This window comes from Shouchella miscanthi, from assembly GCF_007725405.1.
GTDB lineage: Bacteria > Bacillota > Bacilli > Bacillales > Bacillaceae_D > Shouchella > Shouchella hunanensis.
Genome location: NZ_CP042163.1, coordinates 3376875 through 3401642 on the forward strand (window position 1 = coordinate 3376875; position 24768 = coordinate 3401642).

At 35.7% G+C, this 24768-nt stretch carries 30 protein-coding genes; 4 read left to right on the plus strand and 26 right to left on the minus strand.

The annotated features are described in order from the left end of the window. Positions 1-230 precede the first annotated feature (230 nt). The 8 genes from FPV17_RS17280 to FPV17_RS17315 form a co-directional block, all read right to left on the minus strand. Positions 231-938 carry a M23 family metallopeptidase gene (locus FPV17_RS17280; RefSeq protein WP_144559619.1) on the minus strand — a complete coding sequence of 236 codons (708 nt, stop codon included), beginning with the start codon at positions 936-938 and terminating at the stop codon, positions 231-233. A gap of 147 nt (positions 939-1085) precedes the next feature. Then, positions 1086-1529 carry an NlpC/P60 family protein gene (locus FPV17_RS17285; RefSeq protein WP_144559621.1) on the minus strand — a complete coding sequence of 148 codons (444 nt, stop codon included), beginning with the start codon at positions 1527-1529 and terminating at the stop codon, positions 1086-1088. Positions 1530-2194: 665 nt separating this feature from the next. Next, positions 2195-2845, minus strand: a complete 651-nt coding sequence (locus FPV17_RS17290; RefSeq protein ID WP_035398685.1) for an SDR family oxidoreductase — start codon at positions 2843-2845, stop codon at positions 2195-2197. 111 nt (positions 2846-2956) lie between these two features. Next, entirely contained in the window at positions 2957-3700 is a 744-nt protein-coding gene (locus FPV17_RS17295; RefSeq protein WP_144559623.1) for an SDR family oxidoreductase, read from the minus strand. Between the two features lie 16 nt (positions 3701-3716). After that, complete coding sequence (locus FPV17_RS17300) at positions 3717-4751, minus strand: NADH:flavin oxidoreductase/NADH oxidase (protein ID WP_144560521.1); 1035 nt, start codon at positions 4749-4751, stop codon at positions 3717-3719. A gap of 115 nt (positions 4752-4866) precedes the next feature. After that, positions 4867-5307 (minus strand): MarR family winged helix-turn-helix transcriptional regulator, encoded by a 441-nt coding sequence (locus tag FPV17_RS17305; RefSeq protein WP_144559625.1) that lies wholly within the window; start codon positions 5305-5307, stop codon positions 4867-4869. Positions 5308-6062: 755 nt separating this feature from the next. Next, entirely contained in the window at positions 6063-6392 is a 330-nt protein-coding gene (locus FPV17_RS17310) for a tRNA-binding protein (RefSeq protein ID WP_144559626.1), read from the minus strand. Between the two features lie 35 nt (positions 6393-6427). Then, positions 6428-7339 (minus strand): DMT family transporter, encoded by a 912-nt coding sequence (locus tag FPV17_RS17315; protein ID WP_144559628.1) that lies wholly within the window; start codon positions 7337-7339, stop codon positions 6428-6430. Between the two features lie 350 nt (positions 7340-7689). Here FPV17_RS17315 and FPV17_RS17320 point away from each other — a divergent pair, with 350 nt between their 5' ends. Then, positions 7690-8046 (plus strand): VOC family protein, encoded by a 357-nt coding sequence (locus tag FPV17_RS17320; RefSeq protein ID WP_144559630.1) that lies wholly within the window; start codon positions 7690-7692, stop codon positions 8044-8046. 43 nt (positions 8047-8089) lie between these two features. On the opposite strand, the gene FPV17_RS17325 is transcribed toward FPV17_RS17320, so the two are convergent. After that, entirely contained in the window at positions 8090-8824 is a 735-nt protein-coding gene (locus FPV17_RS17325) for a DNA/RNA nuclease SfsA (RefSeq protein WP_144559632.1), read from the minus strand. Between the two features lie 97 nt (positions 8825-8921). Between FPV17_RS17325 and FPV17_RS17330 the strand changes: the two genes are divergently transcribed. Beyond that, positions 8922-9872: a helix-turn-helix transcriptional regulator gene (locus FPV17_RS17330; RefSeq protein WP_144559634.1), complete on the plus strand. Its 951-nt coding sequence runs from the start codon at positions 8922-8924 to the stop codon at positions 9870-9872. 39 nt (positions 9873-9911) lie between these two features. After that, the gene (locus tag FPV17_RS17335; protein ID WP_144559636.1) at positions 9912-10181 is read left to right on the plus strand and encodes a hypothetical protein; all 270 of its coding nucleotides are present in this window, start codon (positions 9912-9914) and stop codon (positions 10179-10181) included. Positions 10182-10296: 115 nt separating this feature from the next. On the opposite strand, the gene FPV17_RS17340 is transcribed toward FPV17_RS17335, so the two are convergent. The 3 genes from FPV17_RS17340 to FPV17_RS17345 all read right to left on the minus strand — a co-directional run bounded on the left by FPV17_RS17340 (position 10297) and on the right by FPV17_RS17345 (position 12902). After that, positions 10297-11547, minus strand: coding sequence for a hypothetical protein (locus tag FPV17_RS17340; RefSeq protein WP_144559638.1), 1251 nt, complete (start codon positions 11545-11547; stop codon positions 10297-10299). Positions 11548-11684: 137 nt separating this feature from the next. After that, positions 11685-11816 (minus strand): hypothetical protein, encoded by a 132-nt coding sequence (locus FPV17_RS22425; protein ID WP_281284308.1) that lies wholly within the window; start codon positions 11814-11816, stop codon positions 11685-11687. A 3-nt stretch (positions 11817-11819) separates the two neighbouring features. Next, complete coding sequence (locus FPV17_RS17345) at positions 11820-12902, minus strand: response regulator aspartate phosphatase (protein WP_144559640.1); 1083 nt, start codon at positions 12900-12902, stop codon at positions 11820-11822. Positions 12903-13169: 267 nt separating this feature from the next. Here FPV17_RS17345 and FPV17_RS17350 point away from each other — a divergent pair, with 267 nt between their 5' ends. Further along, positions 13170-13499, plus strand: a complete 330-nt coding sequence (locus FPV17_RS17350; RefSeq protein ID WP_144559642.1) for a YhjD family protein — start codon at positions 13170-13172, stop codon at positions 13497-13499. Positions 13500-13510: 11 nt separating this feature from the next. Here FPV17_RS17350 and FPV17_RS17355 read toward each other — a convergent pair whose 3' ends face one another. The 14 genes from FPV17_RS17355 to FPV17_RS17420 all read right to left on the minus strand — a co-directional run bounded on the left by FPV17_RS17355 (position 13511) and on the right by FPV17_RS17420 (position 24744). Next, complete coding sequence (locus tag FPV17_RS17355; RefSeq protein WP_144559644.1) at positions 13511-13867, minus strand: cystatin-like fold lipoprotein; 357 nt, start codon at positions 13865-13867, stop codon at positions 13511-13513. A gap of 353 nt (positions 13868-14220) precedes the next feature. Continuing rightward, positions 14221-14724 (minus strand): YddI family membrane protein, encoded by a 504-nt coding sequence (locus FPV17_RS17360; protein WP_144559646.1) that lies wholly within the window; start codon positions 14722-14724, stop codon positions 14221-14223. A 10-nt stretch (positions 14725-14734) separates the two neighbouring features. Beyond that, complete coding sequence (locus tag FPV17_RS17365) at positions 14735-15763, minus strand: lysozyme family protein (protein WP_144559648.1); 1029 nt, start codon at positions 15761-15763, stop codon at positions 14735-14737. A 47-nt stretch (positions 15764-15810) separates the two neighbouring features. Further along, positions 15811-18216, minus strand: coding sequence for a CD3337/EF1877 family mobilome membrane protein (locus FPV17_RS17370; protein WP_144559650.1), 2406 nt, complete (start codon positions 18214-18216; stop codon positions 15811-15813). Between the two features lie 14 nt (positions 18217-18230). Next, positions 18231-18557, minus strand: coding sequence for an STIV orfB116 family protein (locus tag FPV17_RS17375; RefSeq protein ID WP_186370644.1), 327 nt, complete (start codon positions 18555-18557; stop codon positions 18231-18233). A gap of 14 nt (positions 18558-18571) precedes the next feature. Further along, positions 18572-21070 (minus strand): ATP-binding protein, encoded by a 2499-nt coding sequence (locus FPV17_RS17380; protein WP_496196954.1) that lies wholly within the window; start codon positions 21068-21070, stop codon positions 18572-18574. Then, positions 20955-21476, minus strand: a complete 522-nt coding sequence (locus FPV17_RS17385) for a conjugal transfer protein (protein ID WP_144559656.1) — start codon at positions 21474-21476, stop codon at positions 20955-20957. Before FPV17_RS17385 ends, FPV17_RS17380 begins: the two co-directional genes overlap by 116 nt. Positions 21477-21490: 14 nt before the next feature. Next, positions 21491-21754, minus strand: a complete 264-nt coding sequence (locus FPV17_RS17390; protein WP_144559657.1) for a hypothetical protein — start codon at positions 21752-21754, stop codon at positions 21491-21493. Between the two features lie 18 nt (positions 21755-21772). Then, a complete protein-coding gene (locus FPV17_RS17395; protein WP_246117215.1) occupies positions 21773-22810 on the minus strand; it encodes a conjugal transfer protein in 1038 nt (345 codons plus the stop codon). Positions 22811-22840: 30 nt separating this feature from the next. Next, entirely contained in the window at positions 22841-23155 is a 315-nt protein-coding gene (locus FPV17_RS17400; protein WP_144559660.1) for a hypothetical protein, read from the minus strand. 10 nt (positions 23156-23165) lie between these two features. Continuing rightward, positions 23166-23453, minus strand: coding sequence for a hypothetical protein (locus tag FPV17_RS17405; protein WP_246117061.1), 288 nt, complete (start codon positions 23451-23453; stop codon positions 23166-23168). Between the two features lie 11 nt (positions 23454-23464). Next, positions 23465-23758, minus strand: a complete 294-nt coding sequence (locus tag FPV17_RS17410) for a hypothetical protein (protein WP_144559662.1) — start codon at positions 23756-23758, stop codon at positions 23465-23467. Positions 23759-23779: 21 nt separating this feature from the next. Further along, a complete protein-coding gene (locus FPV17_RS17415; protein ID WP_144559665.1) occupies positions 23780-24052 on the minus strand; it encodes a hypothetical protein in 273 nt (90 codons plus the stop codon). Between the two features lie 425 nt (positions 24053-24477). Further along, the gene (locus FPV17_RS17420) at positions 24478-24744 is read right to left on the minus strand and encodes a hypothetical protein (RefSeq protein WP_144559666.1); all 267 of its coding nucleotides are present in this window, start codon (positions 24742-24744) and stop codon (positions 24478-24480) included. Positions 24745-24768 lie beyond the last annotated feature (24 nt).

Consider the following 24768-nt stretch of genomic DNA (forward strand, 5'->3'; position numbering starts at 1 on the left):
CTTTCTATATGCTGTTAAGAAGACTCGAATTTCTAAAGGGATGTAACCCCCACTAGAAAATATTCACTCTAAAGCCTCTAAAAAATAATTATTCAGTTAAAATGAACGAGCCCTTTCGTGTATTGACAAGGCATGTTCATCCTTAGCAGACAACTTACCGCCTACTGTTCTAACTGTACAATTATCTGCATCCACTTTGATATGATACGTACTTTCCGCTCAGTTTAATGTTATCGCTGTTCATTAGGTTTTTGAAATCTTATTCTATCCTTATTTGTTGGAATCGAATTATTTACTTTTTCCCATATGCCATCTTTAAATATTTCGTATTGCTCAAAAGCAAGAGGTAATCCGTTTGCAACAGCAATATTACTACTATCCATAAGCTGAAAATGCAAATGCGGAGCAAAAGAGTTACCTGAATGACCAACTCTACCAATAAGATCACCTTTTTTTATACGCTGCCCAACTGAAACTTTAATGGACCCTGTTTGAAGATGAACTAATGCTGCATATACATTGTCGGCACATTTTATAATAATGTAGTTACCTGCAACTGTTTGTATGATGACTTTATTCGGATCAAAAAATTGAGCATTTTTGTATGCATTAGACATATCTGATAGTAATCTAGTTCTTGATCGTTCTTTATAACCATCCTCGGCTTGAAGAATAATTCCATCACAAGGAGCAAATACGTCTTGCCCCCAACAATAATAGTCGTCTAAGGGAACTCCAAAAAGTAGGTAGTGCACTAAACTAGTGCGATAGGAAGGCCTGCCCTTTCTTTTCCAATCCACTTGAACGAAGTCATAAGCATATCTTGTTCCAAATTTGTTTGTACCATGACTCGGAATTTTTGTTCCTGGCGTGTTAGGAGAGTACCACTCTCCTCTCAAAGGAAACTCTACAATCATTGGCTCATGTGCGTCAATCATCTCTTGATCCTCCTTCGTTGCTTCTTTGCCCAAATCATTAAAAAGAAAAATCCTCCACCCCTAAATTTCAATCTAAAGGATTTATATAATGTAGATTCAGTCCAATTCTAATTTGTTGAGAGGACTCAAATCTCCACGAGTTTAAACTCATTCGTATACCTTCTTTCGGAATCCTTTCATAATTCTCCCAATAGGTACCCATCCAATAATTTTAGGACTATCCCACCCAGGAGCACCACTTAAATTTTCAACTTCAAGATACCCATCAATCCGAACCATGTCCCACGCATGAATTACCTTGCCATTACCTATTGATAATCCGACATGGCCCCAATTTCTATGATCCCCATTAATTGGCCCTGAGCAATCATAAAAGACAAAAGAGCCTTTTGGAGGTATACCTTCACTTATACTGTCATCATATAAGCCTGCGGATTCTTTTGCACTATCTCCTCCAAAAATTTCTACATTATTGCTTCTCTCTAACGCATCTTCCACAAAAGCTAAACAAATATATGCGTAATCTACAGAACCCAAGTGATCCTTAGCCCAATTAATAGCGTTATCAATATACTCACAATATTTACCCATTAGCACTCTCCTAAACTAAAAATTCTTTTCACCTCTAATTCAATCCATGTATTACAGAACGTTCTATCCTCATTTAGTAAGTGGGAAAACTTAGATAGCCTTTCATTTGAATTAATTTTTCACTTCTATCATTTTCTTATAATATAATATGCGGTTGAGAGGAGTCGAACCTCCACTAGTTTAACCTCACTAAGCCCTCAATGCCGTGGAAACGTGTTATCTCCTGCAAACACGCACACTACTTGCACGCATTTGCACCCATTTCATATAAAATCGTCCATTTTCAGATATAGTGGTGAAGCTAAAATACTCTACAAAAATATCTTGAAATTATTCGCCCTATCTATATCTAATAACATCTAATAAATAATCCAATTACTATCACTAAAGGAAAATTGTTTTTTTAAATTAATTTATCGTGCTTTCTTTGAATTCCTACTCCTTAACCCCCGTAATTTACTTCTTTGTTAATTTCTCTGAAGTAAGGAATAAAAGATATTTGATTTGCGCCATTGGCTCTCACCACTGTACGATATACTTTTCGATTACCTATTTCAACCACTGATAAGTCTCCATCTTGATAAAAATAAAAAAGTACCAAAGCTCTAAAAGCCTTGGTACTCATAAATTTCTAAGAATATCATTGAAGAGTTAAACCTTAGTTGTTAGAAATTTTTGTTTACTGCTTCCTCAATTGATTCGTCGCCTTGCTTAATATAAAAACTCTTACCCAATAACTTTTTATTTCCAATTGTTTTAACGAGTACCTGAGCAACATCCTTTCTTGTGATAAGGTAATCATTAAAATGATCTTGCCTTGTTGGATGTAACTCTATTTTTCCAAGTGCTTTTTCATTATTCATCGGTCCTGGTCGCACAATTGTGTATGGTAGGTCGCTTTTTTCTACGTAGAAATCAGACATATTCTTTGCAACCGCATAAGGTTTCATTTTCTCGCTTTCCTCATCCACATCTAAACTGTCCGCTGCACTTAGTTGAATAAAATGTGTGACACCTGATGATTTTGCATAATCAACTGCTTTTTTAGTTCCCCATAAATCAATAAGCAATGTCTTATCTGCTCCAGTACTTCCACCAGAACCAGCAGCAAAAATAACCGTATCAATGTTCTTAAAAGCATGTGAAAAATCCTCTTCTAAGTCACCTAGCACAACATCGTTAGCACCGAGTGATTTTAACTCTTCTACTTGTTCTTTTTTACGTACAAGAGCTGTTGCTTGATGAGCTGTTTGCTTTAATTGAATAATAATTTCTTTTCCAACTTGACCATTTGCTCCAATCACTAGTACATTCATGTGAGTCCCTCCAAATATTTGCATGCATGCGTCTGCATGTTATTGTATTTATTTATACCCTTTTCATTCTCAATGAAACAAGAATCATGCATAGTTCATGCGCTGAAATTCTTACCACTCTTGTCTAGTTGGTGTCACAAAAACATCGTTTATCATAACATTACTTGGCTTATTCACTGCAAAAGCAATCGTTTCAGCCACATGTTCTGGTGCAATGGCTACTTCATTTAGGTTACCTAACACGGAACTCACATCTTTGTCCGTTACTTTCTCTTGCCAATTAGTTGCGATTACGCCTGGTGAAACGTACACCGCTTGAATATTATGATTGACAGATATTTCTTTTCTTAAGCTTTCTGTAATGGCTCTAGTTGCATATTTTGTCGCACTATAGACACCATGACCTTCACCTATTGCGTGACCTGCAACTGAGCCAACATTAATAATTTGACCACTGCCTTGCTTTTTCATTTGTGGGAGAACAGCAGCTATACCGTATAATACTCCCTTCAGATTTAAGTCGATCATTTTTTCCCACTCGTCAACATGAGCATTATCCCATTTTGAAAATAACATTAACCCTGCGTTATTAATGAGTGTGTCCACTCTCCCGTATTTCTCTACAGTAAAATCTATTAACGCACTTACTTCGTCTCTTGAGGAGATATCCGTTGCTTTAAATGAAGCAACTCCACCATTGCCTTCAATTTCTTGAACAATTCCATGTAGTTCTTTTTCATTACGAGCAGCTAGAACAACTTTTGCACCTTCCTTAGCAAGATGTTCTGCTGTTGCTTTTCCAATCCCACTTGATGCTCCAGTTACGACAATCACTTTATCTTTAATGTAAGACACGTGTCATTACTCCTTTTTAAAACCCTAATTTATATTGAACCGGAACTATTTCATCCGTTGATTTTCTTAATTGTTTGGCAGCTTCTAGAGCCCAATAAGGATTACGAAGCATGCCTCTCCCTACCGCTACAAGATCTGCATCTTTTGTTCCTACCACCGCATTAGCTAAAGTTGGGTCATCTAATCGTCCCACTGCAATAACTGGTACATCTAATGCCTTTTTGATTTCTCTTGCTAGCGGGACTTGGTATGCTGCATGTGTACCTGGTTTACCCCAAGCTGCAATTTGACCTTCTCCACCAGAAGAGATATCAAAAATATCTGCACCAGCTTCTTTATAAGCTTTAGCAAGTTCAATCGCTCCATTAATATCATAGCCACCATCTACATATTCTTTGGCAGATATCCGCATAATGAGAGGCATGTCGGTAGGAATTTCTTCTTTGGCTGCTTTAAGAACATCTGAACCAAACTTCGTTAACTCTTTTCCAAATTCATCTGTTCTCTGATTTGTTAATGGTGAGTGGAATTGATGAATGAGATAACCGTGAGCTCCGTGGATTTCAATGACATCAAATCCCGCTTGAACAGCAAATCTTACAGATGTACGAAACTTCTCAATCAGTTCGTATATTTCTTCAGTTGTTAATTCTCTTGGTGTTTTTGAATTTTCATCAAAAGGAATGGCAGATGGTGCAACAGGTACTTCAGCATCTTCAGCTTTTCGACCTGCGTGCGCAATTTGAATAGCTGCCTTCGCACCATGTTGATGAATCCCATCAACAATCTTTTTTAATGCCGGAATTTGCTTTTCAGACCATAGCCCTAAATCATGATCAGAAATACGTCCATCAGGTTCAACATCCGTCATTTCAACCATAACTAGGCCAGCACCTCCAATAGCACGGCTTATATAATGAATATAATGCCAATCAGTTGCGATACCATCTTTCTTGTCCACACTGTATTGGCACATTGGTGACATCATAATGCGGTTTTTAAGCTCTAATCCTTTTAAAGAAAAGGAATCAAACATACTTGGTTCTTTCATCATTGTCATCTCCTTGTAAATTAAATGCATGCGTCTGCATGTAATTAGAAAGTTAACATCAATTTTATTTGATGTCAACCAAGAGCGTTACATGTGTTGAAATCCAGATTTACCGCTAATGTCGCTCATTCGTACTCTTCAAGACACTAAAGATTATACTGTTATGCTTTTCATCTATATCCATATCCTTTATTACCGTATTAAACGTATTCAGTGCTCGTTCAAACTTCTTCTCCCCTAATGACGTTAGGGAAGTATATATTCCTCGTTTATCATCTTCACAAGTCGTTCTCTCTAATGCACCACAGGTTTTAGCTTCTAACCTTCCTACAAGTCGAGACATTGCACTCTGACTCAGTCCAATTAATTCTTGAAGCTGTTGTAATCGTAATTTACGATCACTTTCTTGTGATAGGTAGTACATGACATAAAATTCTTTGAGGGATATATCGTTATTTCTTTTTAGTGCAGACTCCAACTCATTCGAAATTTTATCTTTTATTGAAGTAACTTCTAACCAATTGTTTAAGAACTCATATTGAGACTTATTATCCATAAGATCACCCTTTATAATAATTAGAACGAAGCAGCTATACTATTTGATTACTTATCCTATTATAACCTATAAAAATTTTGGTTTATTTACACTTCACTTACTAAGATCCAAATTATTTTATACTACAATATCATATTAGAACATAAGATGTTGGTATTTTAAAGCACTCTAAAGCAAATATTTATAATATATAATTTTTCCCACATAAAAAACTAAGGTAACAAATACTCTTGTTCATAACTTTCAAACCCTATCCTACCAAACAAAGGAATCTTGAAATGATTATAAATCCTATTAATACGTTATTAATGTAAAAACAAAAAAGTACCAAAGCTTTAAAAGCCTTGGTACTACTGAGATGCGGTTGAGAAGACTCGAACTTCCACGGGATTTAACTCCCACTAGGCCCTCAATGCCGTGGAAACGTGTTATCTCCTGCAAACACGCACACCACTTACACTCATTTGCGCCCATTCCATATAAAAACGTCCATTTTTAAATATCGTGGTGAAGAATTGGTGAATATTAAAAACCCTCAATTATCAATTCTTAGCGTCCCATTGTTAAAATACCCTTAACATAAAAACCGAACAATGAATGTGATTTAATTATCAATATTCGTTTATTTCAACGTTAGGCTTCACTCCGTAAACTAACATTTATTTAGGATCATAAGGTAGGATCACTACCCTCTTTATATTGTATTCTTATAATAAAAAAGAACACAATTAATATGTGTTCTTTCTTATCTTAAATCAACCTAGTCGATCACCTTTTTTTACTTTTTGTTGAGGTTCTATAAGGACAACTCCTTGCTCGGAGTAAACACCCATAATTAAAGCTTCTGAACTAAAGTCAGCCACTTTCATAGGTGGGAAATTTACGACGCCAAGCACTTGTTTACCAACTAGTTCATCTAGATCATAACAGTCGGTGATTTGAGCACTACTTTGTTTTGTCCCTATTTCATCCCCGAAATCAATCCATAATTTGTATGCCGGTTTTCTTGCTTTAGGAAATTCCTCGGCTCTTATTATTTCTCCCACACGCATATCTATTTTTTGAAAATCGTCAAATGTTGCCATACTTATTCCTCCTAGTTTTTGGTTCATTTTTATTATCAAGTTGTCATCTGATTAGGGACATCCTTTTGTTCTTCTTGTCTCTCTTTAATCACTATTAAAACACCCAATAAAATTAAGAAAGATCCTATCCAAAAGGACATACTAATTGTTTCCCCTAATACTAACCAACCTAATAATGTTCCAACGACAGGTTGGAAGAAAAAGAACACTCCTCCACTCGAAGCATTAAGCATTTGCAACCCACGATTCCACAAAAGGAATGCAAGCGATGTTGAGATAACGCCTAGATAAATTAATCCTCCCCAAATGGTAGGATTCGTTAATTGAGTATAATCAAGTTGAGGTAATGTTGTTAGAACAAATGGAGTAAGCACAACGAAAGCTATCAACGTAGCATAAGTCGTAACAACAATTTGTGAATAGTCACTTGGTAAACGTTTTATAAGCACGGACATTAAAGCCCATGTGATGGCAGCTATAACAAGTGATATTCCTCCAAGCGTACTAGACACATTAAGACTATCAATTCCCACAATTATAATGACACCCAGTGTCGCCAAGCTCACAGAAATAGCCTTTTTAAAAGTTAACCGCTCTTTAAGAATAATACTTGCAAACAGAACCATGAATGCAGGTGTTGTAGCTGTAATAATCGCTCCCATTTGTGCCGTTGAAAGCATAGTGCCTGTTTCTTGAGCAACAATAGATACGACGTACCCAACAAGAGCAATCGCAACGATTAGACCAACATGTGTCCGTTTTATTTTCCACTTTTGTTTTGTCACAAGTCCAATGATGACTAAAGCGACAAGAGCTATTAGGTAACGCATCCAAACAAGTTCTAATGGTGGTATGACAGCCACTAATATCTTAACGACTACATACATACCTCCCCAAATGCTTGAAGCTAGTATTAAAAATAAAGAACCAACTAATGTATTTTTCATGTTTGTACCCTCCGTTTTTTTAGGCTTCTTTATGCCCTAACGGAGAGAAGTAGCATTTTTATTTTCTCTCCATTATGAGCGGGAGAGTGCTACTGGTACATCATTTTCAAATAATGGTGCGTAAAACATGCGTATCAACTCCTTAAGTATAGATGAAATATTTATATTAACAGACATAATATACAAATCAACAATAATCACTTTTAGGTTGACTTACATAATATGTTTTTTATTTTTTTTATAATTAGATCATATAAAACTAACTTTTTTAATATGACCTCATTTGTCATATTAAAGAGTTATTATAGTTTTTGTAAGACAAACTAGAGATGAAAGATGAGGTTTTTACTATGTCTAATAAGGTTAATTTTTTCGAAATTGTATCCAAGAACTCTAGCGAGCTTTCAAAATTTTATGAAGAAGTTTTTGGATGGAATATCATCCCTCCACAAGGTTCTATGGAGTATAGAATCATGTTGACTGGGGATGATAATACCTCAGTTGGTGCTGTTGCAGATCCTATTGTTAATGAAGAGACTTGGGTAACAATTGGAGTACAAGTTGATAGTATTGAAGAAACTATTAAGTTGGTTGAAAGTAACGGTGGAGAATTGAAGGTTCCTAAATTTACAACCGATACTGGTTTCACAAGAGCATATATCAAAGATTCAGCAGGTAACATAATTGCACTTGATGAAAATAATTAATTATAAAAAGCAAACTCCCACTTCTTGTGAGAGTTTGTTCTCTTTATTTAAATTGTTCACTAATATTATTAAAGCGATTTAGAAATACTCCATCATGAGATATTTCAAAATTCACTTGCCAAAGCTCAACACCTTTCTCTAAAGACTCCCTAACAATCTTATTTATCACTTCATAGTTCTCACTAGGTTCAACAATAAATCCAGGATTGTCATATAAGAAACAGGTTAAAAGTATAGCTTTCTCATGATCGGCTAAACTAATTGCTAATTCTTGAATATGTTTTGCAAATCTTTCCGTAGAATTAAAAGGCGTCATTTTCTTTCTCTTGATCCAATCAGGTATTTTTTGTTGAATAGTTTGTAAAGGGGTTTTAACTTCCACATAGGTTGAATCAACCAAAAAATCAAGTTTAGATTGTCCAAGTTTAACTTCTCTCTTAACATCTTCAGTTGTATCGAATAGTGAGTTAAAAGCACCTTCTTTTATAAAGAACTCTACGTATCGATTAACTGCATTTTGATTAATGCCTATCCACTTTTTTTCTAAAGTATCCATAGAATTAAGAGAGATGGCTTCTACAGTAAATTTAGTTTTACGATTTGGATTATCATTTTCTGATACCAAACAGCAAATATTTTCTAAAACTAAGTCACCTATTCTTCCTGTTGTGGGACAATGAGCAAGGTAGTTTTCTTCTTTTATTTTAATTTCCATAATAAAGCGATTTTTTCTTTTAATTATAAGCGCTTCTTTTAACGGTTGGTCAAATTTAAACATTGGTTTGATAGTCAACTCCCTTTGTAAATGTTAATTCTACTACTATAGGCTATCATTTAAATATGACATTATACGTCAGATTTAAAAAGGAGATAATATGGACAAGTCAGAGAGAATTATTCGCATGTGGCTTTCTATTTTAAATAGACGATCTTTTATAGTAAGTGATTTAGCAAAAGAATTTGAAGTGTCTACTCGTACGGTTCATCGCGATTTAGACTATCTATCAGAATTGGGAGTCCCAATCTATTCAAATGTAGGAAAAGGTGGTGGGTTCAAGCTTTTAAACAACACGTTGACTCCACCAATTGCTTTTTCTGAAAATGAAATCTTATCAATTGTATACGCATCTACTATGTTGAAGTCCTTAGGTACATCTCCATATGACATAGAAATTAACTATGTACGAGAAAAATTACTTTTTCAGATACCAACAAGTCTACGGGAAAAGTCTAATGCAATTGATCAACATCTGGAATATGTTTTGCCATCAAAAAATACTGATCTAAAATTTTTAAAAGAGATTTTCCAAGCTAGCCTTGAAAAAAATGAACTTGAATTAGATTACAGCAAAGAAGAATCCAACGTAAAATATAGACTGATTTCTATTGGCATTTATTCATATAACGGATTTTGGTACTTTGTTGGCTTTTTACTAAAAAGCCAAATTTATAAGATATATCGTATAGATCGTGTATGCAATTTAAAAATTCTTGATAAACTAACTAACGAGAAAATTAAGGAAATTAAAACACTGAAAGAATGGATGAAATTACTTGATGAAAAAAAAGAAGAGGTAACTATACAATTTAAAGTATCAAAAAACGCATATCGTTCTATAACAGACCATTGGATTCTACAGGGAACTAAAAATATTGTATCGGAAACTGAATATCTTATTGATTTTTCATGTCCACATTCTCAAGTTAAATTCATCGTACCTCAACTACTACAATTAGGTGGAGAAGCAAAAGTACTAGAGCCTAAAGAGGTTCGAGATCAAATTATAGATACAATCAATAAAATGAGAATTCAATACGAAGTATAATGAAATACTTTTAAACCAAAGAAGAGGAGAAAGTTGACTATGCAAATGAAACGAGATAGTAAAAAAGAAGGAATAATAGTAAAAAGAAAAAATAGATCCATTGTCATAGTAAACATAAATGGTGAAAATATGAATTGCTTCTTACAAACTCCCTCAATAATTGACAATTTAGAACTTGAGAATCTTCCTTGCTTGTTATCATACAACACTGATGATTGTGTCAGTGATTTATTATATAAGATAGACGCGATATCTATTGATAAAGAAACTTGGATAGGATTAAATCAAAGTATCGTGACAAATAGATAGTTATGCATATTAAAAACACGATTAATTTAAAAAGCACCAAAGCTCTGAAAGCCTTGGTGCTACTTCTATGCGGTTGAGAGGAGTCGAACCTCCACGAGTTTAACCTCATTAAACCTTATCTTCTAATGTTATCAGTAATCTTATAAATCAAACTTATTAATGCTGATTTTGCTTTTTCTAAATGCTCGACTGCTTCTTCAATTGAATTTATCTTATAATTTCTTTTTATCAGATCTTCTAAATCATCGCCTCTTTGGTCAAACTTTTTAATAACTGAATCTAACTCAGCCTTATGTCTTTCACTCCTCACAGAAAAGAAAACCCCAGCAAATATTAATGTCAGAAGTATACCTAAGAAAGATTGAATCATTGAGATTGTTTGACTTATATTATTTGCAGGCACTAGACCTGGTATGTTGTTACTAAGTAGGTTATTAAAACTGTAATAAATAAAAGTGAAAAATGATGGCTTTTCATTAACTACAAATGACGTTGTGTCAATTTTATAAATACCCATATTTATAAGAGAAAAAGATAATGTGATAAAGAAAAGTAAGAATACGATCGTTCCTGCAAATGTAGCATAGTTAAGTCTACTTTCTTGGTAGTCTCTCAACTTTGTAGCCATGAATAGAAAGACCCTATTATAAAGAACAATTCCTTGTAATTTTGTGTTCCAACTTTCTAACTGTTTTTTATCTAATTCTTCATAAGGCAGATTTTCTACTCCTTCATCAAGAGTAAATGATCTAACAAGCCCATCTTCGAACGGAGTAGATAAAACATTAATATAAAATTCATTCACTTTTGAAGTCTTAAAAATAGCTATACATCTATTTATTAAAATAAGTGATACTAAAATAAAGATTGTTATGATTGCAACAGTAATTGAGATAGAATTAGTAGATTTAAACATAACTATCATAGCTATTAAGAATATTGCACTAGAGAATACCATCTGCTTAATTGAAACAAAAAAAGCTATAACAGAGTTTAAACAAGCAATCGCAAATATCCAACTTCTCTGTTTAAATATAAAATATGGTATTTTCCAAAAAAACAATATGAACGGATACAATGTAATATAAAGCGACCAAAGTACGATAATCTTCTTACGAAAAATCATTAATATAAGAGCAACTGTGGAAATAGTAATCATAAATTTATAATTAAGCAATGATATAAACTCAGGAAAAAATTTATTAAATATGTATACATCAATATCAAAGATAAGTAACTTTATCATTACAAACATCCATATAATAACGGCTAAAATTTTTATTGCGAAATTAATTTTTGGAAGTTTAAATGGTTTTTTTTCTTTTGTTTCAGTATTTTCAAAAGAGATTAAGGGTTCATTTGTCATACTTTTCTCCTTTTTAAATCAAAATTATAGGCTCAATAGTAAGAATTTAAATTTAAATTTGCTATTAATCAATTATACTATTTAATACACTAATAAAAAGAAGAAATAAAAAAAGATCCCTTTAACGGGAACTTTTCTTAAGTGGCTACATCACCCTTACCTGATGTCTGTTGCAAGTTTTGAACCTCATTTAAGAAGTTTGGATTCTCTTGCAAGCCAACAAACAATAAAGAACTTAACATAAACACAGTTACAATAAACTTTTTCATTTCTTATTCCCCCAGTTCGTTTTGTTTAATATGCATTTTAAGTGACAGCTTTAAATAATAGGAACACTTTTTATAGTCATTCATGCTCTCATAATATTTAGCTATTTCCTCTGCCACTTCGAATACCTCAAAGTAATGTTCATTCCTTTCAAGAATTTCTAATGCTTCTTGTAGCTTCTCTTCATTAAAATCCACGTACAAATTTCTTGTAATAAGATTCTTTGCTATAAATTCCTTGTTATCATTCTCGTTAGCATATCGTTCAGCTTCTTCTAATAAATCTATTCCCCGATCTTCTTTTCCTAATCTTAACTTGATATTAGCAAGATCAGATTTCGTTTTATAACCAACATACGATTCTTGATGTTCTTTTATCTCTAGCGCTTGCTTCATCAATTGTTCTGCTTCTTCTAACTTATCTTGTCTTATAAAATTTAACCCTTTTGCCCGAAGCAATAACGCCTTTGTCACAGCAAACTTAGAAGATTCAGAAATCGCCGTATCGAATAGTGCATTTGCTTTCTCATAATCACTAACCTCTGAATGAATGCAAGCAATAATCAAATCACAATTCAATACTTTTTCTTGTCCTTCTTTATCCTCTAGGAATATCATTTTTGATTCCTCTATATAATTCAAAGCTATACCATATTGGTTCAATCGATAATAGGCGACACCGATTCTATGGTAAAACTCCGCTCTTTCAAGATTACATTCTACATTCTCAATTAACTTAGAAGCTAATTGGTAGAATCTAATGGCTGATTTGTAATTTCCTTTATAGAACTCATCTTGTCCAGTAAAGAAATAGTACATATATCGCAACAAAACATCACTTTGTTTTTCTTCTTTTATCTCACTCTCAGGAATACTTAATCGTTTCTGTATATCCTCCATTAACAAGTCATGGCGATAGTTGACCAATTGATAATATGTTAGGGTATTTTTATCTAACTCTTTTCCCTCTATTAATTTATCAATTTCAACTTTCAATTCAACAGCATGTTCAATATCTCTCGAAACAATACAACTATACCATTGCACGCATTTCGATCCGATCGTGCGTGAAGCTACTGCATTCTCCATATTGAATCCTCTCCTGACTGTCTACCTTCTTTTTTTGTAATTGTAATATAAGTGATGGTAATGATTCCACAAAATACTGTTTTTCCCAACATAATTGGTAACCAATACCCACTTTTGTTACAGGTAAATCTGACTGATTTTGTACTTTTATCTGCTAGTCTACCTTTTACTTACGTTATAACTTGAAAAAAGTTTCCTTTTTTATGGATTTTTTTTGAACGTTTGAGGTATATTAAGAACACACGTTCTTTTTTGGGGGATTTATAAATGAGGAAATACACATTTACTGACGATGAATTAATAAAGAAATATATCATTTACAGTACTATGAGAAACGTGATTAATCGAAAAAACAGAGGTTTAGGTTTAAAGAATTTAATCGAGATGGGGAACGAGGTAGGAAACGAAATTCACAATATGCAAAATATCATCTTTATGAAGAAAATAAAAATCATTAAAACACCATCTAACAATAATGATGTTTATGCCTATACACTTTTTAAAAATGGATGGCGTTCTGAACATACAATGGATAAATCAATTATTAACAATGAAGTGAAAAAACTGTGGAATGATCTACACAAAAAAAAGGACTAGTTTACCTAGCCCTATAATTCTTCTCCTAATTGTTCTTGATAGACTGGTGTCTTATTTAATAGAGGTTCACTTTCATACTGCTTTAATTGCTTCCAGCTATTACCGACTTTTTCATACGATTCTTTCCGACCTTCTGTTTCATCTTCTGGATCAATAAATGATAAAGTAATATATTTACCATCATCATAAACAACGATATTCGCATTCTCTCGAACTTCGATTGCCTTTCTTTCTTCATTAATATAGATTGGATATTCTCTATGAAAGTCAATTGCACTTTCAATGTCTTCATCGTACTCACTTCCACCACATGCGACCAAAATAATGGCTAGTGGAATCATCCACAAAGTCACAATTATTCTTTTCATACTTAGCACTCCTTAAGGTTCCCTGAATCCATAAACAGCAACAAAATACATAAAAAAATGAAAAAGAGATAGAAGGACAAGTATAGAAATCATACTTATTCTCAACTTGCCCTTTACAGAAATAATGCTAGTAAGAATACCTAAAATTGAAACGACAAGAAGTAAATAAATATTCCATAGTAACGAAACTGGACTATTGAAATCAAACCAAATTAAATCTACTGTTAAGGCTAAAAAATATAATATAGATAGTATCGCTAAAGAAAAATATATCTTCTTCATAAATCCTCCTAATTACCATATTTTTTCCTTTTGATAAATTAATCTTAACGAACCTATAAAAATTTTTCAAGCTAATATTGAGTAAAAGAAAATTCATGCACTTTCCAGTCACCATCTTGTTCGATCATGTTTAGTTTCATAATCGTTTGCGCTCGGCTATCTACATCATTAAACGAAATCTGATTTGAAAACAGCACAAGTAATTCCTGACGATCATCTAACGATTGACCGGAATAAACCGATAAATCCTCGACGCTAGATTTTACATGTAAATCTTCTCTCCCCTCTAGTTCTTCATGCTTCGCAAACTGTAGTTGGTTCAACACCTCATTTGTCGCAAAGTCTTCCACGTTTTCTTTGATAGGCTGATCTTGATAATCAAAATATCCTTCAATAAATGCCTGGGCAGACGTTTTCGCTTCTTCATGATACGATGGCACGACGATTTCTTGATCTTCGGTATGACTTTCTTCTATTAAAACCTGATTTTCATTTTTTAAATGGCTGTTCTGAATCAGTAAATAGACGACTAACGCTCCTACTACTAAACACCCTGCAATCAGTTTCTTCTTCATCCTGTACCTCCTATAATCCTAGTGTTTCTTTTGGATCTTTTTTCGCATTATGCGGTTGCCCTAATTCGGTCATATGTTCTAAATGAAGATGATTCCCTGTACTTGATCCTGTTGTCCCACACTTCCCAACGGAATCGCCTTGATTCACAGATTGACCATTTCGTACGCCAATTGAGGTTAAATGAGCGTACCGACTAAACTCACTGTCACCATGCTTCACCGTGACATAATTACCGTATCCGATATTACTATGAATCGCTTCAACGACTTTGCCATCTTTCACACTCAGGATATCGTCAGATGGGGTACACCCAAAATCTAAACCGCCATGAAATGAATTGACTTCACCTGTAATGGGATGTGTACGTGGACCGAATTCACTTGTTATGCGAATCTCTTTTAATGGCAGCGACCATTCAGAATTCCCTCCACCTGCATAATCAGGTTCATTCGTATCTAAATATCTGTAAACATTGTCAATATAATTGGGATCGCCATAGACATTCCACCCTAGCCGTTGTTTCATATGATCGGAAAATTGCTGTGCCAAAGGTTGACTATACTCTCCGTTGTTATGTTCCTTCGCATAATCAATAAAACCATGCCCCATGTTGTAACTTTGTAACGCTAGTTTTGTATCACCACCCGCTGATTCTAAAACGGTTGAAAAATAGTAAACCCCTTGCTGAATCGATTCTTCGGGATCAGTGATCGTATTAACAGGTAACCCTAGACTTTCTGAACTCTGCATAACGTCCGCTAGTCTTCCTCCACTTTCCTGCATGGTCATTGCCATTAAGATTTCGGTATGATCTTCGATTCTATTTTCCTTGGCGTATTTTTCAAAGAAAGGTCGATACCGCTCAATCTCAGGACTAACGCCATTAAATCGATACTCACCGTCATACGTGAATTCTTCATCTCTCATACCTTCGTTTACACTTGAATCATTCTCACCAGTAACGGTCATCATAATTCCTAAAAATAAAAGACCCATACCGACAACAGGTATCAGAAACAAGCAACCTAGTTTTTTCATGTCACTTCTCCTTTCATATAAAAAAGGACATCCTAAGATGTCCTATCCTATCCTCTCCGACTATGGCGGTCTTCGTCTTTTTCAATAGCGTTTAAATGTTGTTGAGTACGATCTTGGCTTTTTCTTGCTTCACTCTTTGATGGTGCATTCGTTCGTTTTTCATGTGTTGAAGTTGTTTTTGATGATGTATCTTTTTTGACTGTCTGTGATGGTTGCTTTGTTTGATCCTGCTTCGGTTGAAGTCCTTTATTTTGCTTGGTTATTTGTGGTTGATTGGTAGAATGATGTTTATTGGTTGTTCTAGCTTGGGAAGGATTAGAGAACGATTGAACCGAAGGTTTAGATTCTCTTTCTCTTTCTTTCGGCTGTAACGATTCTTCAATAGGTTTTGTCCGTTCTCCCTTTGATTTTATTTCTCTTTGACTAGGTGCTTTTGTCTCTCGTTCTTTTGGTTTCAATGCGTCTTGATGAATTGTGTTTTGATTCGTTCTGTCCTGTTTCGTTTCTTTTAATGGTTGTTTATGAGACGAATCTCCTTTTTGTACAGTACGCAACGCCTTATGATCTTCCAAGTTCGTAACGGTGTTTGCTTTTCGTCCTTGTTGTTCCTGTGCTTGTAACCCTTTTTGATCTTCCTTCGACTGTTGTTTACTTCTTGTTGTATGAGGTGTTTGTAGGTTCTGCTTTGTGGCTCGGCGGTCAGTCTTCTCTTTCTCTGACATAGGAGCTAAAACGTGTTGTTGATCCTGACCCTGTTTCGCTTTTCGTTTTTCCTCCTTCTGTTCTTTCTTTCGCTCGGCTCTTGTTTGCTTAGCCTGTTGTGGTGTACGCTCATTGTTTGTTTTCATAAAGGCTGTGCTTCCTGATGTTGGTGTTTCCTGATGATCTTTTGTCTGTGCGGTGCGATCCTCTTTCGCTACGCCTTTCTTACCTGTGGCAGTTGCCTGTTCCCTTGTTGAGTTTGGCGCATTCACACTCGATGAAGGTGACGACGCTTCTTGTCCTGTCTGCTTAGAGGAAGCTAATCGTAAACCTGCCATCTTCGATTGCAACGGCTGTAATGCAGGATTGACCACATCACGTTGAACATTTTTTACCATGTTATTATCAACCGATTGAACTTTACCAGCCGTGATAAAATTAACAAGCGTATCACGTTTCTTAATCATAAAGAAAAAGAGAATAATCATAGAAAACAGATTCACTAAGTACATCGCAAAGCCATTCGGTGGTAAAAGGGTATCGACAATAAAACATAGAAGATACACGAAAAGCACCAAAATGCCAAGTAATGCCTTAATTAAGAAGACACTTAATAGTTTTCCAATCGCCTTAAATCCCGAATTGGCGAAAGTAGGAATGTACGCCATGATAAAAGCAAATGGTAAAGCGAAGGTTAATGCTAATGCAAGAACTTCTAGGATTAGATTCAAGAAGGGTAAAAGGAAAAATGGAATGCCTATACCTACCGCACCGACTAAAACGAGTAGCGATATGCCTAACTGTGCGAAAACATTTCCTGACCCTAAGTTATCATTGTTTAATTCACTAATTTCACCCTTTACATAATCATCTCGATCGTCCATCCCATCACTAGTTAATTCAAAAGACAATAATCGATCGACTCGATTATAGTTACTTCCACCCGGAAGCTTGGACGGATCATCATCATGATTATTAACCGCATTTTCGCTTGTCGTACCATAATTCGCAATGAGATAAGGCTTCTTCACCGCTAAATCAAAATAGATATTTCGCATGACGGATACTGTCCCATTCAAACGATCTTCTTCGTCAATGTTTTCTGTATCGGCATATACGCCATCACCGTTGGCAATGGTAATCATGCCGTTCCCTGCTTCCAATAGATAGCCTTGTGCTTCAACCGATATCGCATTCATGCTTTTTAAAAGATACCCTGCATTCATCATCCAGTATCCACCAACAACCAAAACGAGAAGCAACAAAAGAAAACGCCTCACTGCTTCTTTGATACTTCCACGCACGATACATAGATAGATCATGTATCCGATAGCGATAATGAAAAACAGTTCTCCGAAGTAGGTCTGTAACGTGTCATAAACCGTAGAGGTTACGCCCGTTAATAGATCGGCAAATCGTTCAATCGGTTCAAGTGAATACATGATTTCCATTGATTTATCGACCGTTTCAACAACGAATGTACCAATGGTGAAACTTAGGTTCGCAAAGCCAACGAATGCGCCCCGTAAAGTATGGCTACGATCTTCATTATTCGCAAAATATCGATTTAAAGGGAAACGCTTGATGTCTAACTCCACGCCCCCTTTTTCTTCGATAGTCACATCCGACATATTTTCTGACCCTCTTGGTTCTTCTTCTTCATCTTCGGCATAGGTTATACCGATCGTTGCGAACACAAGAAAAAGGGGAAGCAGTATCGCCACCCCTAAAAGTAGTAGTTTTCGTTTCACGTTGCCCCTCCTTTCTAATCGATCCGTGTCAGGAGATAAAAGTCATATTTCACATTGTGCAATTCTTCTTTGCTTAATCGCTGATATTCTTGATAACGGTCATACAGTTTAAAACAAATGGCTCGTTGAAATCGATTCTGTTTAAATCGAATCCGATTCACTGGAACAGGGAAACCAAGTAATTCCTCTAATACTCGTGAAGACGCTTCGTGTCCCACATAACTTTCATAATCGGTTTCATGTTCAAACATGATTTTCCTCGCTTCAAGCAGCGTGATCTTTTCCGCTTTATAATACCCTTGATTCGTTACGACCATTGAATTTAAAATCGCCAGTTTCATGAAATTCCTCCCCCCTACAAGTATTTTTCCTCGGCCACGGCGACTTTCGATTCTTCGACCGTTTCTAATGCGCCCTGCCATTCTTCAAACAGACATTCAATGCTGATTTTCGCTGTGCGTCCATAGTAATCTTTAAATAGGCATTGTCCTTGAAACATGTTATCCATCATTTCGATGTTTTCTTCGCTTGGCTCCATGTTCATCCATTTCAAGACATCTTCTCGCTCATTCGGTTCATCAAAGGCGAATGCGACACCGAAGTTGCCTGATTCTTCTTCACTTAATGCGTCCTTGGTTGTTTGAGTAATTAATACGAGCGCATTTTCGTAGCTTCGACCAACTCGTCTCATTTGCTTCTCGACTTTCTTCCCTTGCTTACTGGATGTAAAGACCCATGCTTCATCAATAAATTCAATCGTTCGTTCACTCTTATCCATGCCGAATAACTCACAAAACTTGCCAAGCGCAAACATGACCACACTCGATTTTAATTGTGAGTTCGTGTAACTTTCAATCGGATCAGTTGCGTCAGGTAAATCCAAATGTTCAACCTCGATGATGTTAATACGATCTGTCAGCGATAACGCTTCATTTGATCCATCATGCACACATAATTTTAGAATACTATCCGCCACGACCTCATATAGAAAGTCTCCTGCTTTCTGAACAATCGGTTCTTTATGGTCTCTCATAAGTTCGATGATCTGCATTGATCCCACTTGTTCGTCTTGTTGTCTTCGCTCTATGACTTTGGCTATGGCTTGCAAGAATGCGGTATGAATATCATCCTTCCCCTTAAAGTCATAGACTTGGGAGAAAATGACCTGTACCATTTCTTTCGCTTGCATGGGTGGAAGGAAGACAATCGGGTCAAGCGACCCCCAATTCTCTTCATTCTCTGAATCCAACGTAGTGAAGTGAAAGCGTTCAAGGTGTTCCGCAAATAAAGGATAATCTTTTTGTACTTGCGGATTTTTCATCACTTTATTAATCCATTTCCTTAACTCTTTCTTTGGATCAATGTAGAGTGACCGAACATCTAGCATACTCACATATAAGAATAGGAGTTTCGCTAGAAACGATTTCCCTGTTCCTGTGTCACCTGTGATAAGAACGTGTGGCGACCGTGTTTTTGATCCTCGTAACTGTTGATTGGCTAGAAACATGTGATACAACACAGGGAAACGACTTGAATGAATCGCACTTGATAAATCCGTATGTTTAGCGAATGGATCAATCCATCCAATAAAGAAGCCAACTTTTGAACCGATGTCAGCTGTGACACCGAATAAGCCTTCGGCTAATCCATCTTGTGTCGTCTTTTGAATCCAATTTCGGCTTGTTGCGTCCAGTCGCTCTCCTGGTAGAAATTTATAGAATAACGGTAGTTGATCGGCTACAGGTAATCGGCATGTGATTCCTGCTGACTTCATATGACGAATGACTAATTTCGCTCGGTTCTTACATTCTTTTTTTGTTTCTCCTGTTACGACAATCACTGATAGCCAATTCATCATGTTCACATCATCATTTTTAATTTCATCTCTCAAATGTTTCACAAGGTATGAACTGGTACTCACCGATGAATCCGTTTCTTCTCCCACCTGATTCTGTTCGTTACTCGTTTCTTTTAATTGTTGATTCTTCATGTTTAAATCCATCTTCGTTTTTGATTTACCTTCAGCTTGAATTTTCATTTGTACTTCCACGGGAAACGGTAGCGTTTGCGCTTCATAAAACAATTCACTCTCTGCCATGTTATGTCGAAATTCGTCGACAACCACAAAGGACGTATAAGCTTCATCAAACTCTCCATTCAATTTCAGTACACCAGTGGACGTGGGATCAATCAATGCGTCGGTAATGGCATTCACGCTTGTTTTATCCATTTCTTCATCAACCTGATGGTCAATTCCTCGAATGAAATTATAGCGATTCACATAGATCAATTCTTCTTCTGACAGTCTGACACCACCAACCATCATCATCACGTTTGCCATCGTTTCTTCGGCTTCTTTAAATTGGTTAAAAAAGGATTCGGATACGTCCTGTTCCCACCCTAATAAATTGATAATCGTGTCTGTCGCAGTTGAAAACATCGACATCATATTCTCTTTTAAATCAGCGTCCACATTGACCAAATCAGAACGTAATCGAACGCCTATAATAAAGTCATTTTTCGTCACATTGCCTAGTCGTTGATTTAACATGCGCTGGGTTTCTTCGATGTAATACATGGCCATTTCTTTTGAATCGTCCGCTAGATCATCATTCAGATCATCAAACTTTTCTTCTAGTTGATAATCTTGTGGGTACATCATCAAGTGGATATCTTTATACTCGGTCACTTCTTCGAAGTAGGCTTTCCAGTTCTTTTTATAACGGTTGACGACTTTCTTATTTTGCATGGGAATGGATTGACTCTTGACTCGATAGTACCCCCACACGTCGCCCGTTTTCGTCAATAGTAAGTTCTTCCGTAGCGTCTTCATCGGTGTTTTTAACATACTCATAGTTGGATTGCACCACCTTTACACAGGGTTTAAATGTTTGCGGTTCATCCATCCATTGCACTTCATGATCTTGGCAGAACCGCTTCTTTGGTAGCTTAATTTGCAGATAGTATCGTGCAACATCTAAAAAGTAGAGATAAAGGTTTTTCCCTTCGGGTTTGATTTTAGTTACCAAAACGGTTAAACCGAACGGGATACCAATTAAGAAAACGAGAAAGCTTTTCCCAAACGCATGGGGGAATCCCATGCGAATGAGTAAGCCTACTCCTAGGACGATAAAGAAGAATAAAAAAAAGTTGATTACATGAATCAACTGAAAGGCAAAAGGTAAACTATAATCTTTCGTTAGTTGTTGAACCTGTTTCGGTTCTCTCATGGCTTTTCGGTAATTAAACACGTATCTCATGTCGTTCACACTCCTTAGAATGTATCAATAAACGCTGATACCCATTCACTTACTCGTGACCAGTTTTGAACCACAAAGGTAACGACTCCACCAAGAATCATGGTCATAACAATGCCCCCCATTTTAAAGCGGGCAAAGTGTTTCGCTACCATGTAGAAAACGAGTAAACTAATCAATTGAAGAATAACGGTTAATCCCCAATTTTCAACTACATTTAATGTTGGTAATTCGTCTGGTACATTCGAGTTCGCTAATACAACTAGTTCCGTTAATTTCATTTCAATCACTCCTAGGTTTTATTGGTATTCCAAGGTTTCAATAAAGAAATTTCCTTCATGACGTTGAAGATCTAATTCCATATTCACCACATGCGGAATATTCGTTTCGACACCTCTGAACAAGACTGTCACAAATACCTGATAGCCTTCTTCTTTTTCAACGATATGGGTGCTCGTTAGTTCATCTAATTCAAACGCTCCATTCAAACTCGTTGGCTCCTTCATCATGTACTCTAATTCCTCTTTCGGCTCGGACGCATACCGAGTAAAGAAGGTATTTAAGAACGCATGGATCGGCTCAACTTCCTCTCCTGTATAGGCTTCGGCTCTTTCTTCTTCTTCCTGTTCAATCACTCCTTTCACCGTTGGTACTTCGGAGAAGTACGGCACACCTGATACCGCAAACTGATTTTCTTGCGATTGAATAGGAACACTTAATAGTAAGGTTTGATCGGTTTCCTCTGTTTCTGTCACCATTTCAGTTTCAGGTTCTCTGTCTTCCTCGTCTTCATCGTCATTTTCCTCTTGTTCAATTTCCACTTCTTTTTCATGGTGAATGCGATTTGTGAACGTCACCTTGTATTGAAATAACGTTTCGTTTTCTTGTTCGTCTTGTACATCAAAAAGCGAATAACTTTTTAACACTCGATCTCCTTGAATACTCGACAATTGATAGAACTCATTTCGTTCATCTTGAAAATCATTCGAATGAACCATGTATTCTCTTAAATTCTGTTTACGTTCTTCGATCGCTTCATTTGTATTCGTTACGTTGATATAGGTTGGAATGAAACCCGATAGAAACTGTTCGGCTAACGGCTGCGACATGGTTTCCTCTACTTCTACATTCTCTTGATTTAACATCGCATTCGTTGTATTCAGTCCTGACCGAGTATTCACGGATAATAAAATAGTTAAAATTGACAGAACAAAAATCGAGCCAAGAAGCGACCATACAGCTAACGCTGTTCGTTTTGAATGATCTTTTTTCATAGGACTTTTTCGCTTTTTAGGTACCTTGATCTGTTTCGTTCGATTCTTAAATCGATCAACCATCTTCAAGTCTTACACCTCCAGTCATTACTTTTACTCCTCATTAATGGTCATGTGTTGATATTCAAACGGGACAATTAGGAGATCAGGATCATCGGGAGGATCATCCATCATTTCAGTAACTGGAAATCCATCAAGCGTCATAAATCGAACAGTAACTTTATGACGTTTATCTTCGATTATCGTTCCAATTGAAAGATCAAATGTCTCTCCAAATCCTGACGAATGTCCATTCATGTGATCCATTAGATAATCATAGAAAGCGTCAATTCCTTCTTGCTGATTAAGCTGATTTTTAACAAATGCCTGTTCCATTTCACTACGATTAATCAATTGATAGTTAGACATGTGATTCCTCCTAATTAGGCAATTCGTTTATATACATCAAAAAAGATGTTACCTTTTGTAACACCTTCTTAGGTGAAGCGTCTTTAAGATAGACTTTTTCGTGTTTACGATCCCCATTCGGTAGATATGATATTTTATAGAAGGTATACCGATACGTGGCATACCCTCTTTTTCGTTCGCCCTCAACGACCAACATCGTTAAATGGCTTAGTTCTTTCACATAGACCACTGATCCTTTACCGACTGTGAAACCCAAGGCTGAAAAGTGTTCATCCATCGTTTTGTATTTTGTGAGCATAAAAAATACCACTATCCTTTATCAGAAGTGGTTACGTCTTGGAACAAGATATATTTTAGTCCGTCAGATTCTTCCCGATACTGTTCATCTTCATCTTCATGAACAATGAAGTGTGCGGTAATGTTTTTCAACACATTATCCACAACCATTTTCACATCAACGACAAACTGTTCGTAGACACCTTTAGCGATATATTGAACGTGTTCTTTCATTCGTTCAATCAATTGTTCTGCCACTTCTAACATCCCTTGATTATCCAATTGATCCTCTAAGTTTGAACGATTTAATAAAATAACATTATTCATACAGCAATCATCCTTTCAGATTTAGTTTCTTGGAAAATGCTCGACTAAATAGTTTTGAAAGTACAGTTCAATTACGCCATCCTCTTTCAATTCAAGTACAGTAAAGTAGAAATCATAACTCCCTTCTGTCTCTCGACTGTATTCGTCCAAATGAACATGTATTTGTTCTCCTATTTCAGTGTGGCGTGTAAATTCAGCCAACTGATCGAAGATCGGTTCCCATTGACGTTGAATGTTTTTCCTGATTAGCAATTCGTTTAATACGGATTCATTCACAACGTCTATAAAATTCATACCGTACTCCTTTTTATTCTTACAATACTTGAAGTACAGATACTGGATACAATAAATATCATGATTAAGCTGATAATTCCCCCAACAACAACTTGTTGTTCAATCGAAATCATCATTACCGTAAAGGCAATCAATGATGTACCAATGAGAAAACCAACTAACAAGATTGAAGATACAATGGCTCTAATCATAACCCACCCCTTATCATGTTTTCCTTGCTCTTATTCTATCGAGTTTTTTTGACCAAACGACAGCCACAACAGAGAATCCTAAACTAGCAATGAAACCAAAACAATAAAAACCATCTCTAATTGAGATGGCTAGAAGTAAACTAAACAAGAGCAAGGTGAAAAGTAATACAGTAATATCAAGTATTACAAGTATCGTCTTTAAAAATAATTCAACGTAAGACATTGTCACCATCCCTAATTGTTATTTAATAACATACGATTTTCTCCCTTCATTAAAGATCGAATACGTTTAATCATTTCGTTAGTGTCTGGAACGTTAAGGTTTAATAAGATACCTTGTTTTGAAACGTTTATAATGGACATTTCTTCAATCTCATTAAGTTCAAAAGTATCTAGCAAATAGTCATGAACATGTTCAAATTCAATGACCTTTATGCTAAACGCTGTATGGGCTAAAACAACAAGATACGTCTTGGCTTCAGATTCTAAATTATCAGGCACGTTGTAACTTACCCCGTATTTCAA